General features: G+C 65.7%; 16 protein-coding genes. 14 read left to right on the forward strand and 2 right to left on the reverse strand.

Annotated elements, in window-relative coordinates; all coding sequences use genetic code 11:
* Positions 1-59: 59 nt before the first annotated feature.
* From BBTA_RS11300 to BBTA_RS11335, 8 genes are all read left to right on the forward strand, one after another.
* Entirely contained in the window at positions 60-1,511 is a 1,452-nt protein-coding gene (locus BBTA_RS11300; protein WP_085972600.1) for a 6-hydroxynicotinate reductase, read from the forward strand.
* Positions 1,508-2,395, forward strand: coding sequence for a UPF0280 family protein (locus tag BBTA_RS11305; protein ID WP_041750559.1), 888 nt, complete (start codon positions 1,508-1,510; stop codon positions 2,393-2,395). The genes BBTA_RS11300 and BBTA_RS11305 overlap by 4 nt, the downstream gene beginning before the upstream one ends.
* A gap of 42 nt (positions 2,396-2,437) precedes the next feature.
* Positions 2,438-3,022 carry an amino acid synthesis family protein gene (locus tag BBTA_RS11310; protein ID WP_012042622.1) on the forward strand — a complete coding sequence of 195 codons (585 nt, stop codon included), beginning with the start codon at positions 2,438-2,440 and terminating at the stop codon, positions 3,020-3,022.
* 42 nt (positions 3,023-3,064) lie between these two features.
* Positions 3,065-4,252: an ABC transporter substrate-binding protein gene (locus BBTA_RS11315; protein WP_012042623.1), complete on the forward strand. Its 1,188-nt coding sequence runs from the start codon at positions 3,065-3,067 to the stop codon at positions 4,250-4,252.
* A gap of 185 nt (positions 4,253-4,437) precedes the next feature.
* Positions 4,438-6,324: an ABC transporter permease gene (locus tag BBTA_RS11320; RefSeq protein ID WP_012042624.1), complete on the forward strand. Its 1,887-nt coding sequence runs from the start codon at positions 4,438-4,440 to the stop codon at positions 6,322-6,324.
* Positions 6,321-7,112, forward strand: coding sequence for an ABC transporter ATP-binding protein (locus BBTA_RS11325; RefSeq protein WP_012042625.1), 792 nt, complete (start codon positions 6,321-6,323; stop codon positions 7,110-7,112). Before BBTA_RS11320 ends, BBTA_RS11325 begins: the two co-directional genes overlap by 4 nt.
* Positions 7,109-7,813, forward strand: coding sequence for an ABC transporter ATP-binding protein (locus tag BBTA_RS11330; RefSeq protein WP_012042626.1), 705 nt, complete (start codon positions 7,109-7,111; stop codon positions 7,811-7,813). The genes BBTA_RS11325 and BBTA_RS11330 overlap by 4 nt, the downstream gene beginning before the upstream one ends.
* A gap of 13 nt (positions 7,814-7,826) precedes the next feature.
* Complete coding sequence (locus BBTA_RS11335) at positions 7,827-8,351, forward strand: MarR family winged helix-turn-helix transcriptional regulator (RefSeq protein WP_012042627.1); 525 nt, start codon at positions 7,827-7,829, stop codon at positions 8,349-8,351.
* Positions 8,352-8,602: 251 nt separating this feature from the next.
* Here the strand turns inward: BBTA_RS11335 and BBTA_RS11340 are convergent, their stop codons facing one another.
* Together BBTA_RS11340 and BBTA_RS11345 are read right to left on the reverse strand one after the other, a co-directional pair.
* On the reverse strand, positions 8,603-9,799 hold the full coding sequence (locus BBTA_RS11340; RefSeq protein WP_012042628.1) for an amidohydrolase family protein: 1,197 nt from the start codon (positions 9,797-9,799) through the stop codon (positions 8,603-8,605).
* A gap of 320 nt (positions 9,800-10,119) precedes the next feature.
* Positions 10,120-11,025 carry a LysR family transcriptional regulator gene (locus BBTA_RS11345; RefSeq protein ID WP_012042629.1) on the reverse strand — a complete coding sequence of 302 codons (906 nt, stop codon included), beginning with the start codon at positions 11,023-11,025 and terminating at the stop codon, positions 10,120-10,122.
* A 264-nt stretch (positions 11,026-11,289) separates the two neighbouring features.
* Between BBTA_RS11345 and BBTA_RS11350 the strand changes: the two genes are divergently transcribed.
* From BBTA_RS11350 to torT, 6 genes are all read left to right on the forward strand, one after another.
* Positions 11,290-12,108: a 5-oxoprolinase subunit PxpA gene (locus BBTA_RS11350; protein ID WP_012042630.1), complete on the forward strand. Its 819-nt coding sequence runs from the start codon at positions 11,290-11,292 to the stop codon at positions 12,106-12,108.
* Between the two features lie 3 nt (positions 12,109-12,111).
* A complete protein-coding gene (locus BBTA_RS11355) occupies positions 12,112-12,351 on the forward strand; it encodes an acetyl-CoA carboxylase (protein ID WP_012042631.1) in 240 nt (79 codons plus the stop codon).
* The gene (locus tag BBTA_RS11360) at positions 12,348-13,730 is read left to right on the forward strand and encodes an acetyl-CoA carboxylase biotin carboxylase subunit (RefSeq protein WP_012042632.1); all 1,383 of its coding nucleotides are present in this window, start codon (positions 12,348-12,350) and stop codon (positions 13,728-13,730) included. The genes BBTA_RS11355 and BBTA_RS11360 overlap by 4 nt, the downstream gene beginning before the upstream one ends.
* Positions 13,730-14,599: an allophanate hydrolase subunit 1 gene (locus tag BBTA_RS11365; protein ID WP_012042633.1), complete on the forward strand. Its 870-nt coding sequence runs from the start codon at positions 13,730-13,732 to the stop codon at positions 14,597-14,599. Before BBTA_RS11360 ends, BBTA_RS11365 begins: the two co-directional genes overlap by 1 nt.
* Positions 14,596-15,567, forward strand: coding sequence for a biotin-dependent carboxyltransferase family protein (locus BBTA_RS11370; RefSeq protein WP_012042634.1), 972 nt, complete (start codon positions 14,596-14,598; stop codon positions 15,565-15,567). The genes BBTA_RS11365 and BBTA_RS11370 overlap by 4 nt, the downstream gene beginning before the upstream one ends.
* Positions 15,568-15,632: 65 nt before the next feature.
* On the forward strand, positions 15,633-16,694 hold the full coding sequence (gene torT / locus BBTA_RS11375) for a TMAO reductase system periplasmic protein TorT (protein WP_012042635.1): 1,062 nt from the start codon (positions 15,633-15,635) through the stop codon (positions 16,692-16,694).
* The last annotated feature ends 40 nt before the right edge of the window (positions 16,695-16,734 follow it).

Here is a 16,734-nt window from a genome sequence, read left to right on the forward strand (position 1 = left end):
GAATTGCCGCGGCGCGCCGGCTGTTATCGTCGCCTCCGCTTCAAGATGGGCTCCTCTGCATGGTGACTGAGACGGCGAGCGACGGTGCAGGGGACAAGATCCGCTGCGATGCCTGCCCGGTGATGTGCTACATCAAGCCGGGCGCGGCCGGTGCCTGCGATCGCTACGCCAATCAGGATGGCGTGCTGGTGCGCGTCGATCCGCACATCCTGCTCGAGCGCACCGTGTCGCATGGCGGCAAGCTGGTTCCGTTCCAGGCCAGCGGCGACTGGGACGGCAAAATCGTGCATCAGCCGGAACTGTTCGTCACCGCGATCGGAGCCGGCACCACCTATCCCGATTACAAGCCGGCGCCATTCATCGTCTCGTCGCAGGTCGAAGGCGTTGACATGGTCACGGTCGTGACCGAGGGCATCTTCAGCTATTGCGGTGTCAAGGTGAAGATCGACACCGACCGCTATCTCGGGCCCGAGGCCGCGACGGTGCGCGTCGACGGCGAGGCGGTCGGTCACGTCACGACCAGCGAATATGGCTCGCAGATGCTGTCGCTCGGCGGCGTGCATCATCTGACCGGCGGCTCCAAGAAGGAGGGGCGTGTCACCTGCGATGCGCTGATGGATCTCAGCAACCGCAAGGCCGTCGAACTCACGATTGATGGCGGCGCCAGCGTGATCGTGCAGGCGGGGCAGCCGCCGGTGGTCAACGGCGTCAAGGAAGAGCGCATGCGCGTCGGTTGCGGCTCGGCCACGATCGGCATGTTCGCCAAGCAGTGGCAGGGCAAGGTCGACGAGGTCGTCGTGGTCGACGACCACATCACCGGCGTGCTGTCCGAGCACCAGGCCGGCAAGCTGCTCGACATTCCGGCCACCGGCATCAAGATGAAGGGGCGACGCTCCACGCCGGGGCGGTACTTCCAGGTGGCGCAGCCCGGCACCGGCTGGGGTGGCACCGACATCTCCGATCCGCTCTCCATTCTCGGGCCGTTCGATCCGAAGACGGCGAAGCCCGGCACGACGCTGCTGATGGTGTCGACCACCGGCGAGCATGCCGGCTACTATGTGCTCGACGAGGCGCTGAAGCCGGTCCAGCGCGACATGCCGCCGGAGCTGCAGTTCTCGGTCGAGCGCATCCAGGAAAATTGCGAGCCGGCGCTGTGCACCGTGCTGTTCATGGCCGGTGCCGGCGGCTCTTTGCGCGCCGGTGTCACCGACAATCCGGTGCGGCTGACGCGTTCGGTCAAGGATGCGTTGACGCGCGTCACGTCAGGCGGGGCGCCGGTCTATGTCTGGCCGGGTGGCGGCATCACCTACATGGTGGACGTGACGCAGATGCCGGCCGGCGCCTTCGGCTACGTGCCGACTCCGGCGCTGGTGGCGCCGATCGAGTTCACCATGACGCTGTCCGACTATGAGGCGCTGGGCGGCCACATGGATTACGTGCAGCCGCTCGCGTCGCTCAGGGATGTCAGCAAGGATATTCGGCAGTTGCCGTGGCCGGGGCAGGGCATATGAGCCGTCAGCCCCAGATCGCGCTATTGCCGGACCGGCGGCTGCATCTGCAGGATGGACCGATCGATCTGATCATCGGCGCCGAGGGGGCGGAGGCTGATATCCGCGCCGCCTATCAGGCGGCCGCGGAACGCTTCACCGGTCTGCTCGATGAGCTCTGCTCGGAACTGTCCGAACTGCGCAAGGCCGCGGATCAGGATCGTTGTGTTGTGAATGGCGTCGTCGCCCGTCGCATGCATGCGGCCGTGGCGCCGTTCGCGGCCGAGATGTTCATCACGCCGATGGCCGCGGTGGCCGGAGCGGTGGCCGAGGAGATTCTCGGCGCGATGCGCGGCGCGGCGACGCTTGCGCGGGCCTATGTCAACAATGGCGGCGATATCGCGCTGCATCTGGAAGACGCCGCGACCTTCACGGTCGGATTGATGGACCGGCCGGATGCGGCCGGCGTCATGCGTCGGATCACGCTCCATGCTGCGGACGCGGTCCGCGGCGTCGCCACGTCGGGACGGCATGGCCGCAGTTTTTCGCTCGGCATCGCCGATGCGGTGACGGTGCTTGCGGCAAGCGCGGCGCAGGCGGACGCGGCGGCGACGGTGATCGCCAATGCGGTCGACCTGCCCGGACATTCCGCGGTGGTCCGCCGTCCCGCCTGCGAGCTGCAGCCCGACAATGATCTCGGTCATCGGCTTGTCACATGCGATGTCGGCGTGCTGAGCGAGACCGACGTGGCAACGGCGCTGGCCGCGGGGGAGCATTGCGCGCAGGCGTTGCTGTCGGATGGCCGGATCGAAGGCGCCGTGCTGCAGCTCCACGGCGCCATCCGCGCCGTCGGTGCGCGTCCGATCGAGATCGTTCGTCCGTCCCGGTTGCGGGCGGCCGCGGCGTGAGGTTTGATGCATGATGGGCTGGAATATGAGGGACTGTCGTCGATGAGCGCCGTCATCCGCAAGATCGTGACCGTGGTCGAGGAAGTTCATCAGGAGATGGGCAGGCCGATCTCGCCGCCGACGCGGCGTGCCGCCGCGGTGGCCGTGATCGAGAACCCGTTTGCCGGCCGCTATGTCGAGGACCTGTCGCCGCTGATTGCGATCGGCGAGGAGCTTGGCGAGATGCTGGCCAAGCGCGCGGTGGCTGCGCTCGGCATCGAGGGGCCGGCCGCGCACAGTTATGGCAAGGCCGCGGCGGTCGGCAGCGACGGCGAGCTGGAGCACGCCGCGGCGATTTTGCATCCGAAAATGGGCGCGCCGGTGCGCAAGGTGCTCGGCAAGGGCGCGGCGCTGATCCCGTCGTCGAAGAAGCGAGGCGGCGTCGGCTGCACGCTCGACATTCCGCTGGGGCACAAGGACGCCGCCTTCGTGCGCAGTCATTTCGACGGCATGGAGGTGCAGATCAACGATGCGCCGCGTGCCAACGAGATCATGGTGGCGCTCGCGGTCACCGATAGCGGCCGTCCCTTGCCGAGGGTCGGTGGGCTCACGGTCGCCGAGATCAAGGGTGACGACGGTTTAAGATAGTTCGAGTCAACATTGGAGGCTGAAGGGATGCGACGGAGAACGATGCTTGCGGCAGGCCTGGGCCTTGCCGTCGCGGGACTTGCGGGCGCGGCGCGCGCCGAGGACGTCATCAAGATCGGCGAGATCAACAGCTACTCGCTGCTGCCGGCTTTCACCGAGCCCTATCGCAAGGGCTGGCAGCTGGCGGTCGAGGAGGTCAATGCGGCCGGCGGCATCAACGGCAAGAAGCTCGTCGTCGTCTCCAAGGACGACAGCGGCAAGCCGGCCGACGCGCAGACCGCCGCCAACGAGCTGGTGTCGAGCGAGAATGTCGCGATGCTCGCCGGTACCTTCCTGTCGAATATCGGCCTCGCCGTCAGCGACTTCGCCAACCAGAAGAAGGTATTCTTCCTGGCGGCCGAACCGCTGACCGACGCCATCACCTGGGCAAAGGGCAACAAATACACCTTCCGTCTGCGTCCGTCGAACTACATGCAGGCGGCGATGCTGGTGGAAGAAGCCGCCAAGCTGCCGGCCAAGCGCTGGGCGACGATCGCGCCGAACTACGAATATGGCCAGTCGGCCGTCGCGGTGTTCAAGAAGCTGCTCTCCGAGAAGCGCCCGGATATCCAGTGGGTCGACGAGCAGTGGCCGCCGCAGGGCAAGATCGATGCGGGTCCGGTGGTGCAGGCCGTCGCCGCCGCCAATCCGGAAGCGATCCTCAACGTCACCTTCGGCGCCGATCTCGTCAAGCTGGTCCGCGAGGGCAACACGCGCGGCCTGTTCAAGGACCGCAAGGTCGTGAGCTTCCTCACCGGCGAGCCGGAATATCTCGATCCGCTCAAGGAGGAGACGCCAGAGGGCTGGATCGTCACCGGCTATCCCTGGTACTCGATCAAGACGCCCGAGCATGATGCGTTCCTGAAGGCCTACCAGGCCAAGTACAACGACTATCCCCGGCTCGGCTCGATCGTCGGCTACCAGACCATCAAGTCGGCGGCCGCCATTCTCGCCAAGGCCGGCTCGACCGATGCCGACAAGCTGATCGCTGCCGCCGAGGGCCTGTCCGTGCCATCGCCGTTCGGCGAGATCACCTTCCGCAAGATCGACCACCAGTCGACGCTCGGCGCCTACGTCGGCAAGACCGCGCTGAAGGACGGCAAGGGCATCATGGTCGACACCGTCTATCGCAAGGGCTCGGACTATCTGCCCAGCGATGAAGAGGTCGGCAAGCTCCGGCCGAAGGACTGATCCACACGATCCTGCCTCCTCCTCCCGCGGAGGAGAGCGGGCGGGGTGAGGGAGCACGACGCCTGATCTACAGGTTCAGGCCGAGATCCCTCACCCCACGCCGGCTCGCTGGCTCTCCGCGAGGAGAGTAGTCCGAGCTCGAATGCGGCTCATCAAGACAGACGACCTCCTGACGCGGACCGCCCATGGCCTTCTATTTCGTCCAGTTCCTGACCGGCCTTGCCAGTGCAGCCTCGCTGTTTCTGGTGGCGTCGGGACTGTCGATCATCTTCGGCGTCACCCGCATCGTGAATTTCGCCCATGGCGCGTTCTACATGCTCGGCGCCTATATCGCGTTCTCGCTCACGGAACGTCTGTCGGGGGCTCTGGGCTTCTGGGGCGGCATCGTCGTCGCAGCACTCGCGGTGGCTGTGATCGGCGTGATCGTCGAGATCGTGCTGCTGCGCCGGATCTATCACGCGCCCGAGCTGTTCCAGCTGCTCGCCACCTTCGGCCTGACGCTGATGGTCGAGGATCTCGTCGTGCTGATCTGGGGCCCGGACGATCTGGTCGGCCGCCGCGCGCCCGGCTTCAAGGGCGCGGTGGATTTCTTCGGCCAGAATATCCCGAGCTATGACCTGTTCCTGATCGTGCTCGGTCCCGTCGTGCTCGGTGCGCTCTGGCTGCTGTTCCAGCGGACACGTTGGGGCATCCTGGTGCGCGCGGCGACGCAGGATCGCGACATGGTCGCGGCGCTCGGCGTCAATCAGAAATGGCTGTTCACCTCGGTGTTCGCGGTCGGCGTCTTCCTCGCCGCGCTCGGCGGTGCGCTGCAGATCCCGCGCGACGCGGTCCATCACGCGATGGACCTGCGCATCATCGTCGAGGTGTTCGTCGTCGTCGTGATCGGCGGGCTCGGCAGCATCCTCGGCGCCTTCGTGGCGGCGGTGCTGGTGTCCGAGCTCAACGCCTTTGGCATCCTCATCTTCCCGACGATCTCGCTGATCCTGGTCTTCCTGGTGATGGCCGTGGTGCTGGTGATCCGGCCCTGGGGCCTGTTCGGCAAGAAGGAGGCGCCGGCGCGCCGCACGCCGGGCCTCACCGTCATCCCCTGGCGCCCGCTGACCTCGGTCGAGCGGCTGGCCTCTGTGGTCGCGCTGGCGCTGGTGGCGATGCTGCCCTTCATCGCCGGCAACTACGCGCTGACCGTCGGCGCCGAGATCGCGATCTTCGTGATCTTCGCGGCCTCCTTGCATTTCCTGATGGCGGTCGGCGGGCTCGCCTCGTTCGGCCACGCTGCCTATTTCGGCCTCGGCGCCTATGGCGTCGCCTTCCTCGCCAAGATGGCGGGACTGCCGATGATCGTCTGCATTTTGCTGGGCCCGCTGCTCGGCGCGCTCGGCGCAGCCGTGTTTGGTGCTTTCGCGGTCCAGCTCTCCGGCGTCTACTTCGCGATGCTGACGCTGGCCTTCGCCCAGATCGTCTGGTCGATCGCGTTCCAATGGGTGGCCGTGACCGGCGGCGACAATGGCATTCTCGGTCTCTGGCCGGAAAAGTGGGCGGCCTCGCCGTCGCACTTCTATTGGCTCGCATTGGGCGTATCGGCGTTCGTGGTCAGCGTGCTCCGGCTGATCACCTTCTCACCGTTTGGCTACGCGCTGCGCGGCATGCGCGACTCGCCGCTGCGCAGCGAGTCGATCGGCATCAACGGCAAGCGCATCCAGTGGACCGCTTTCATCATCGCCGGCACCACGGCCGGCATCGGCGGCGCGCTGTTCGCTTACCTGAAAGGCAGCGTCTTCCCCGATAATATGGGCATCTCGCTGTCGGTGGATGCGCTGGTGATGGTGCTGCTCGGCGGTGTCGAGACGGTGCCCGGCGCGATCTTCGGCGCCATCGTCTACAAGGCGCTCAACATCTGGCTGGTCAGCCAGACCGATTGGTCAAAGCTCGTGCTCGGCATCTTCATCGTGCTGATCGTCGTCGTCTTCCCCAAAGGCATCGTCGGCGTGGTCGAGAGCGTCATGCAGCGTCGGCGTGCGGCGGCGCCCAAGGCGGCCGCATTGTCGGCCAAGATGGAGGGCGCCCAATGAGCCTCGGCGTGTCGCTGCTCTCGGTCGAGGGCCTGTCGAAATCCTATGGCGGCATTCACGCCGTGCGCAGCGTGTCGTTCATGCTGCAGGCCGGCGAGATCCTCGCGTTGATCGGCCCGAACGGCGCCGGCAAGAGCACCTGCTTCGACATGCTCAACGGCCAGAACGTGCCGGACAGCGGCCGCATCACTGTCATGGGCGGGGAGACCACCGGACGCAAGCCCCGCGAGGTCTGGCGGCTCGGGGTCGGCCGCACCTTCCAGATCACCGCCACCTATCCGACGATGACCGTGCGCGAGAACATCCAGGTCGCGCTGGTGTCGCATCACCGCCGGCTCTACGATTTCTGGACGCCGATGATGTCGATCGAGCGCGGCGAAGCGGATCGTCTGCTCGATCTCGTCGGCATGGCCGGCTATGCCGAGCGCCCTTGCGGCGAGCTCGCCTATGGCGATCTGAAGCGGCTGGAGCTCGCGATCGCGCTCGCCAACCAGCCGAAGCTGCTGTTGATGGATGAGCCGACCGCCGGCATGGCGCCGCGCGAGCGCGTCGAGCTGATGCGGCTGACCGCCAAGATCGCGCGCGAGCAGTCGATCGGCGTTCTCTTCACCGAGCACGACATGGATGTCGTGTTCGAACATGCCGATCGCATTCTGGTGCTCAATCGCGGCAGCCTGATCGCGCAGGGCTCGCCGGCCGAGGTCCGCGCTAACCGCGAGGTGCAGGCGATCTATCTCGGCGAAGGCCTGCTGTATGACGCTGTCCATCGCGAGGGAGCCTCGGCATGAAGCTGTCCGTCTCCAATCTCAACAGTCATTACGGTCCGGCGCATATCCTGTTCGACATCGGCCTCGAGGTCGGCGAGGGTGAAGTGGTGGCGCTGCTCGGCCGCAACGGCGCCGGCAAGTCGACGACGTTCCGCTCGATCGTCGGCCTCGTCGCGCTGCGCGAGGGCCAGATCCTGTTCGAGGGCAAGGACATCTCCACGGCGCCGACCCATGAGATCGTCCGTGCCGGCCTCGGCTACGTGCCGGAGGAGCGGCGGATCTTTACCGATCTGACGGTCGAGGAAAATCTCGAAGTCGGCCGGCAGAAGCCGCGGCCGGGCTCACCGCAATGGACGCGCGAGAAGCTATACAAGCTGTTTCCCAATCTCGGCGAGATGAAGAACCGGCCGGGCGGGCGCATGAGCGGCGGCGAGCAGCAGATGCTGACGATCGCCCGCACCCTGATGGGCAATCCGTCCCTGGTGCTGCTCGATGAGCCCTCCGAAGGTCTGTCGCCGAAGATTGTCGAGCAGATGGTCGACGCCATCCTGACGATGAAGAAGGAGGGCGTGTCGCTGGTGGTGTCCGAGCAGAACCTGCATTTCGCCAGGCTGATTTCGGATCGCGCCTATATCATCGAGCGCGGCCGCATCTGCTTTGCCGGCACCATGGCCGAGCTCGACGCGCGGCCCGATATCCGCGACGCGCATCTGTCGATCTGAGGCAAGGACGATCATGGCAAAGACCGCCACGTTGAAGCGGCCGGCAAAGGCAGCGAGCAAGGTCGCGCTGAAGCCGGCCAAGGCTGCTGCGAAGATGGCCGCGAAGGCTGCGGCCAAGCCGGCGAAATCGAACTACGTGCTGGACGATCAGATCGGCTTCATCCTCCGCCAGGTCTGGCAGCGCCATACCATGATCTTCGCGCGCGACATCGGCAGCAACCTGACGCCGACGCAATGGGCGGCGCTGTCGAAGCTGGTCGAGACGGGTCCGTGCTCGCAAAATCAGCTCGGCCGTCTCACGGCGATGGATGTCGCGACCATCAAGGGCGTGATCGACCGGCTGACTGCGCGCGGCCTGACGGAGACCAGCGCTGACCCGCAGGACGGACGGAGGTTGCTCGTGAGCCTGACCCGTGCCGGCCAGCAGCTCGCGGAGAAGACCGCGCCGCTGGCGCTCGCCATCTCCAAGGAAACGTTGGCCCCACTCGATGCCAAGGAGCGCGAGACGTTGCTGGGGTTGTTGAGCAGGCTGCGATAGTTGCCGCGAGCGCTGATCTCGTAGGGCGGGCAAGACGCATTCGCGCAGCGAATGCGACGTGCCCACCATCCATGTTGCGACGAGATGGTGGGCACATCGCGCACGACGCTGGCGCGTCGCGTGCGCCTTTGCCCACCCGACGCGATCTTCATCGAACTTCGGCGTCGTTGCGAGCGCAGCGAAGCAATCCAGAGTCACGCGTGACGCCCTGGATTGCTTCGCTGCGCTCGCAATGACGGAGCTTGTGGCAACTACTTCGCCACGATCTCCGGGATCTTCGTCGCCGGCGGTGTGTTGCGGCTGCGCTGGGTGCGGACGATGCCGTCGATGATGGTCATGCCGATGCCCGGAAGGTCGCCGAGCTGGACGCTGTCGAGCAGCGTCTTGGCCGGCGAGTGCTGCGCCTTGTCCATGATGACGAAATCGGCGGAGCGTCCGACCTCGATCAGGCCGCAATCGAGCTCGCGCATCCGCGCGGTGTTGCCGGTGGCGAAGCAGAACGCGATCTCGGCCGGGACGTCACCGAGCGAGGACAGCAGCGACACCATGCGGAGGATGCCGAGCGGCTGCACACCGGAGCCGGCCGGCGCGTCGGTGCCGAGGATGACGCGGTGGAGATCGTTCATCTCGCGCGCGGTGCGCAAGGTGAACAGGGCCGAGCGCTCATTGCCATTGTGCACCAGTTCGAGGCCGGCCTTGCAGCCTTCGCAGATGCAGCGGATCTGATCGTCCGGCAAAGCGGTGTGGCCACCATTGATGTGTCCGATCACATCGGTGCCGGCCTCCAGCACCACGTCCTTGTCGATCAGGCCGGAACCGGGAATCGAGGGGCCGCCGGTGTGGATGGTGCTCTGGATGCCGTATTTGCGCGCCCAGCCGACCATCTTGCGTGCGGTCGGGCCGTCCTTGACGCCGCCGTGGCCGACCTCGCCGAGCAGTTTGACGCCGGCGGCGGCGAGCTCCTTGAAGTCGTCCTCGACCATCTCGCATTCGATGACAGGGGCGCCGGCATGCACCTTCACGCCGCCGGGGCGGAGCGTCCAGAACGCGCGCTGCGCGAAGATCGCCATCGCCTTCAGGCCGACGACGTCGCGTGGACGGCCCGGCATGTGCACCTCGCCGGCAGAGATCATCGTGGTGACGCCGCCGTGGAGATAGGAGTCGATCCAGTTGCTCTGGTTCTGCCGCGGCGTCCAGTCGCCGGCGACGGGATGGACGTGGCTGTCGATCAGGCCCGGAGCGACCGTCGTGCCGTGCGCGTCGACGATGGTGGTCGCGCCTTCGGTGTCGACATCCTTATAGCGGCCGATGGCAGTGATCTTGCCGTTCTCGGCGACGATCGTATCGGCATCCAGGATCGGCCGTTCCAGCGCGCCGGACAGCATCAGGCCGATGTTGCGGATGACCAGCTTGCTGGGACCGGTCGCTTGCGGCGCGTCATGGGCCATCGGAATGTCCTTCTCTCCAGACGAAGCATTTGGCGGCAGTTTGCGCCGGCACGCGGCGCAGCATCAAGCCGGTTGTGGTCATTCGTACACGAATGAACTCGGCCGGCAAGCGGCGGTGTTGCACGAAGATTCGGCGCGATTTGCCTGTATCAGGTTCACGGGCCTCGGGGGTCGAGACGCGCCGCAAGGCGGCGCTCCTCGCCATGAGGGTTGAGGTCTCGTCGCGAACTGATCCCTCGTCCTGAGGCGCCCGCCACAGGCGGGGGTCTCGAAGGACGGCCAAGCAGGAGCTGTAGCTCCAGCGGTGTCGAAAGACCTGTCTACCGCAGCGTCGGAATGTAAAATGCCTGGCGGAAATAGGAGCGGAACACCTCCATGGCCGGCGTGAACTCGATATTGCGCCGCCAGGCGAGGCCGACATCCATCGCGGGCACCGGATCGCTCAGCACGATGGTCTCGATCCGCCGGCCCTCCAGCGACCAGGGCCGCAGCACCATGTCGGAGAGGATCGCGACGCCCTGGCCGTTGGCGACCATCGACCGCACTGCTTCGACCGAGGACGTCCGGAGGACGACGTTCGGTTGGAACGCCGTCTTGTTCCAGTATTTGAGCGATGTGTGCGCAGCCTCGTCGACCGTCAGCATGATGTAGGGCTCGGCGGCCACGTCCTTCAGCGAGACGGATTCCCGCTGCAGCAGCGGGTGTTTCGACGGCACCCACAGCCGCCGCCGCGAGCCGATCAAGGTCTCCATCGTGAGATCCGGGTTCTGCACGTTCGACGTCAGCAGCACCGCAACGTCGTAGCGGTTCGACAGCAGGCCTTCCTCGATCGCCTCGCGCGTCAGCTCGAACAGCTGGATGTTGAGCCGCGGATAATGCCGCTTCAGCCGCTCGAGATGGTTCGGCAGGAAGTAGCCGATCACCGTGTAGGTTGCCGCCAGCGTGAGGCTGCCTTCGACGTCGCCGGCGGGGACCCGCAGCGATGTCGCCTCCTCGACCTTGTTGAGGATGTCGTAGGCGTGAAACAGGAATTGCCGCCCGATCGGCGTCAGCTCCATGCCCTGTGGCGATCGGCTGAACAGCTCGGCGCCGACGATCTCCTCGAGCTCCTTGATTGAGGTGGTGATCGCCGATTGCGAGATCGACAGGGCCGAGGCGGCCTGGGTGATCTGGCCCTGTTCGGCGGTCGCGACGAAATAGCGGATCTGACGCAGGCTGATCGCCACGCAAAACTCCATTGGAAAATCAGAACAACAATATACCAATATTCTTAAAAATGAAATCGAACAAAGCTTGTGCATCCTGCACTGCAAACGGGCGGCAGTATTTACGATGCAAAAACAGAGACTTGTTCTGACGCAGCGCGTAATCGCTATTCAATGGGAGATCAAAAAAACTGAAAATGGGTTTCCAACAATAATAATTTTCAATGGGAGATTGGACCCCTAACGTCCGGCTCATCGCCCGTCGCGGTTTCGCGTGATGCGGCGATGCCAGTGAGGGGAGCAGCCGTGCCGCTGAAGACTGTCGATATCAATTGCGATCTGGGCGAGGCGTTCGGCTCCTGGCGGCTGAGCGACGCCGAGGACGCCAAGCTGATGGAGCTGATCAGCTCGGCGAACATCGCTGCCGGCTTTCACGCCGGCGACCCCAACCTGATGGACACCACGGTGCGGCTCGCGACCCAGCATGGCGTCGGCATCGGGGCGCATCCCGGCTATCGCGATCTCCAGGGTTTCGGCCGCCGTCGCATCGATGGTTCGGCCGACGAGCTGATCAACGACATCGTCTACCAGGTCGGCGCTATCCGCGAATTCGCCCGCCGGCACGGCGGCACCTTGCAGCACGTCAAGCCGCATGGCGCGCTCTACATGGAGCTCGCCGCCAATGAGCAGCTGTCGCGCTCCTTCATCAAGCTGATGCGCACGGTGGCGCCGAATTCCTTCGTGTTCTGCATGGACATCTCGGTGACCTATCGCGTCGCCGTCGAAGCCGGTCAGCCGGTCATCCGCGAGTTCTATGCCGACCGCGACTACGACCGCTCCGGCTCGATCGTGTTCACCCGCCACGGCAAGAAGCTCGATCCGCAGGGCGTCGCCGACAAGGTGCTGCGCGCCTGCCAGACCGGCAAGGTCCGCACCATCGACGGCGACGATATCGACATCGCCTTCGAGTCGATCTGCTTCCACTCGGATACGCCAGGCGCCTTCGAGATCGCCAGCGCGATGCGCCAGACGCTGATCGCCAACGGCATCCGCATCGCGCCCGTCTCCGACATCGTTCCCCAGAAACCGCAGAGCGAATCCTGACCCATGAGCATCGAGATCAAGTCCCCGCTGCCTGGCGTGTTCTATCGCAAGCCCTCGCCGGAGAGCGCGCCGTTCAAGAATGATGGCGACGCGGTCGCGGCCGACGACGTGATCGGCCTCGTCGAGGTGATGAAGTCGTTCCATGAGGTCAAGGCGGGCGTCGCAGGCAAGAACATCCGCTTCAGCGTCGATGATGCCGATGCGATCATGGCGGGGCAGGTGATTGCCGAGGTCGAGGCATGACCTTGCGCTCGGTCCTGATCGCCAACCGGGGCGAGATCGCGGTGCGGATCATCCGCGCGGCGAAGGCGCTCGGCCTGCGCACCGTGCTCGCGCACAGCATCGCGGACAAGGAGTCGCTCGCCGCACAGCTCGCCGACGAGACGGTCGAGATCGGGCCGCCGGCCGCGAAGAAATCCTATCTCAACATCGAGGCCGTGGTGAACGCGGCGAAGTCGGCCAAGGTCGACGCCGTGCATCCCGGCTACGGCTTCCTGGCCGAGAATGCCGAATTCGCCGAGGCCGTCACGGCAGCCGGCATCGTCTTCGTCGGTCCGAGCGCGGAAGCGATCCGGCTGCTCGGCGACAAGGTGATGGCGCGGCAGGTCGCGGCGCTGGCCGGCGTCCCGACGGTGCCTGGCTCGGATGGTCGCGTCACCGATCTCGACGCGGCGATCACCATCGCCAACAGCATCGGTTACCCCGTGATGATCAAGGCCGCGGCCGGTGGCGGCGGGCGCGGCATCCGCATCGTCGGCGATGCCGAGGAGTTCGCGCGGCAATTCCCGCAGGCCTCGAGCGAAGCCGCGGCCGCCTTCGGCGACGGCGGACTCTATATCGAGAAGGTCATCGAGCGTGCCCGCCATGTCGAGGTGCAGATCCTCGGCGACGGCCATGATGTCGTCCACTGCTATGAGCGCGAATGCTCGCTGCAGCGGCGGCGGCAGAAGGTGTGGGAAGAGGCGCCGGCGGTCGGGCTTCCCGACGATGTCCGGCAGCGGCTCTGCGCCAGCGCCGTCGCGCTCGGCCGCGCCGTCGGCTATAGCGGCGCAGGCACAGTCGAATATCTCTACGACGACGCGACGAGCGCGTTCTACTTCATCGAGGTCAACACCCGCATCCAGGTCGAGCATCCCGTGACCGAGATGATCACCGGTATCGACCTGGTGCAGGAGATGCTGACAATCGCCGGCGGCGCCAGGCTGTCGGTCGCGCAGGACGACATCCGCATCCAGGGGCACGCCATCGAGTGCCGGATCAATGCCGAGGACCCGCACAAGGGCTTCATGCCCGCGCCCGGCACGATCGAGCGGCTCGTCGTGCCGGATGGCGAAGGCATCCGCTTCGATACACTGCTGTTCGAAGGCTATGCGGTGCCGCCGTTCTACGATTCGCTGCTCGGCAAGCTGATCGTGCGCGGCGCCGATCGCGCCGACTGCCTCGCGCGTCTGCGCACCGCTCTCGACGGTCTCGTGATCACCGGCATTCCCACGACGATTCCGCTGCATGCCGCGCTGGCGCGTGATGCCAGCGTCGCCGACGGCCGCACCCACACCCGCTTCCTCGAGCCATGGCTCGAGACCGATTTCGCGCAGCTTGCCCGCGCCAGGGAGGACGCCTGATGACCACCCGCTACTCGTTCGGGGGTGACGAGCATCTCTTCGTCGAATGCGACGAGGCGATGTCGCTCGACGCCTTCTTCAAGAGCCTGTCGATGACCAACGCGATCCGCGACGCCGCCATCAAGGGCGTCACGGAGATCTGCCCGGCCAATGCCTCGTTCCAGATCAAGTTCGATCCGGACGTGATCAAGCCGGGCGACATTCTGAAAGAGGTGCAGGGCATCGAGAGCGCGGCCGCGAAGACTGAGCCCGTCATCAAGACCCGCATCATCGAGATTCCGGTGTTCTATCAGGACCCCTGGACGCACGAGACCCTGATGCGCTTCCGCGAGCGGCACCAGGACCCGACCGCGACCGATCTCGAATATGCCGCCCGCGTCAACGGCCTCGCCGATGTCGACGCCTTCATCAAGGCGCATAGCGGCTCGCCCTGGTTCGTCTCGATGGTCGGCTTCGTCGCGGGCCTGCCGTTCATGTACCAGATGGTCGAGCGTCAGAAGCAGCTCCAGGTGCCGAAATATCTGCGGCCCCGGACCGACACGCCGAAGCTGACGATCGGCCATGGCGGCTGCTTCTCCTGCATCTATTCGGTGCGCGGCGCCGGCGGCTACCAGATGTTCGGCATCACGCCGATGCCGATCTTCGATCCCGAGCAGAGCATCTCGTATCTGCGCGACTTCATGGTGTTCTTCCGCCCCGGCGACATCGTCAAGTTCAAGCCGATCAAGCAGGACGAATATGACCACGCGCTCGGCGATGTCGCCTCCGGCCGCTTCGCGCCTGTCATTCGCGACGTCACCTTCGACTTCCGCGATTTCCAGAAGGACATGACCGGCTACAACGCCAAGCTGGAAGGAGCGCTGGCATGACCATCAAGGTGCTTCACCCGGGCCTGTCGACCACGGTGCAGGATCTCGGCCGTCCCGGCTACTTCCATCTCGGCATTCCCGTCGGCGGCGCCATGGACCGCCTCGCACTGCGCGCCGCCAATCTGCTGGTCGGCAATGACGAGGGCGCAGCCTGCCTCGAGGCCGTGTTCATCGGGCCGCAGCTGGAGTTCACGGCGCCCGCGCGCATCGCGGTGACCGGCGCTGACATGCCGATCAAGCTCGACGGCGTCGAACAACCCGGCTGGACCGCGCTCGCGGTCAAGGCCGGGCAGGTGCTCAGTTTCGACTATCTGAAGAGCGGCGCGCGCATCATCATCGCGGTCGCGGGCGGCATCGATGTGCCGCTGGCGCTCGGCAGCCGCTCGACCTATCCGATCGGTGCGCTCGGCGGCTTCAAGGGCCGGGCGATCGCGGCCGGCGACGAATTGCCCGTCGGCGCTGCGGCCAGCGGCAAGGCTGGCGCGAGTGTGCCGGAGGCCTTGCGCCGCAAGCCCGGCCATCCGGCCGAGCTGCGCGTGCTGCCGGGGCTGTACTGGCATCGCATTCTGCCGGAGTCGCAACAGAGCTTCTTCGCCGACCAGTGGAAGGTCGCGCCCGAGGCGGACCGCATGGGCTATCGCTTCCGCGGCGGCCAGGCGCTGCAATTCGTCGAGCGCGAGCAGCCGTTCGGGGCCGGCTCCGATCCGTCCAACATCGTCGACAGCTGCTATCCCTATGGCTCGATCCAGGTGCCGGGCGGCAAGGAGCCGATCATCCTGCATCGCGACGCCGTCTCCGGCGGCGGCTATTTCATGGTCGGCACGGTGATCTCGGCCGACATGGACCTGATCGGCCAGCTGCAGCCGAACATGCCGACGCGCTTCGTCGAGATCGACATGGATGGCGCGCTCGCAGCGCGCGCCGATCGCAAAGCTCTTCTGCAGAAGATCCGGGCGGCATTGGCCTGACCGCACGCGGGTGCGGGCAGGCCGGTGTCGGGTTTCCACGAGTGAGATGACAAAGGGGTAGTTCAATGAAGAGTTTGGTTCGTGTTCTCTTGGCCTCGTCGGCGCTGGTGCTGTCGGCCGGCGCCCATGCCGCCGAGTGGTATCCATACGATGCCGCCAAGATCGATCCGCCCTTCGCGGCAGACGGCAAATCGTCCGACGTGAAATATGTGCCGCTGGAGAAGGCCTCCAAGCCGTGGAAGCTGTGTGTCTCCTTTCCACACATGAAGGACGCCTATTGGCTCGGCGTGGACTACGGCGTGGCCGAAGAAAGCAAGCGCCTCGGCGTCAAGATGAACCTGGTCGAGGCCGGCGGCTACACCGAGCTCAACAAGCAGATCTCGCAGATCGAGGATTGCGTGGCATCCGGCACCGATGCGGTCATCATCGGCGCGATCTCGGCCGATGGCCTCAACAAGGTAATCGGCGAGATCGCCAAGAAGAAGATCCCGGTGATCGATCTCGTCAACGGCATCTCCTCGCCGGATATTGCCGCCAAGTCGCTGGTGTCGTTCTACACGATGGGCGCGGAGACCGGCAGCTATCTCGCCAAGAAGCATCCCGCCGGCACGCCCGAGGTCGTGGTCGGCTGGTTCCCGGGTCCGGCTGGTGCCGGCTGGGTCGAGGCCGCCAACAAGGGCTTCATGGATGCGGTGAAGGGCTCGGCGATCAAGGTGCTGGAGCCGAAATATGGCGACACCGGCAAGGAGGTGCAGGCCAAGCTGGTCGAGGACGCGCTGCAGGCGGCGCCGAACATCCGCTACGTCGCCGGCACGGCGGTCACCGCCGAAGCGGCGCAGGGCCTGATCCGCGAGCGCGGGCTGAAGGGCAAGGTGGACCTGCTGGCCTTCTACATGACGCCCGGCGTTTACGAAGGCATCAAGCGCGGCCTGATCATGGCGGCGCCGGCCGACTCCATGGTGATCCAGGGCCGCATCGCGGTCGACCAGGCGGTGCGCATCCTCGAAGGCAAGGACTACGTCAAGCATGTCGGTCCGAAGATCTTCGTGGTCGACTCCGCCAACATCGCCACCGTGCCGCAGGCGAACATCCTTCCCCCGGACGGCTTCAAGCCTGTCTTCAACTGAGCGGGGAAAGGTGCGGCTCTGCCTTTGTTCCCTGACGGGG

It is taken from the genome of Bradyrhizobium sp. BTAi1 (genome assembly GCF_000015165.1).
GTDB classification, from domain to species: domain Bacteria; phylum Pseudomonadota; class Alphaproteobacteria; order Rhizobiales; family Xanthobacteraceae; genus Bradyrhizobium; species Bradyrhizobium denitrificans.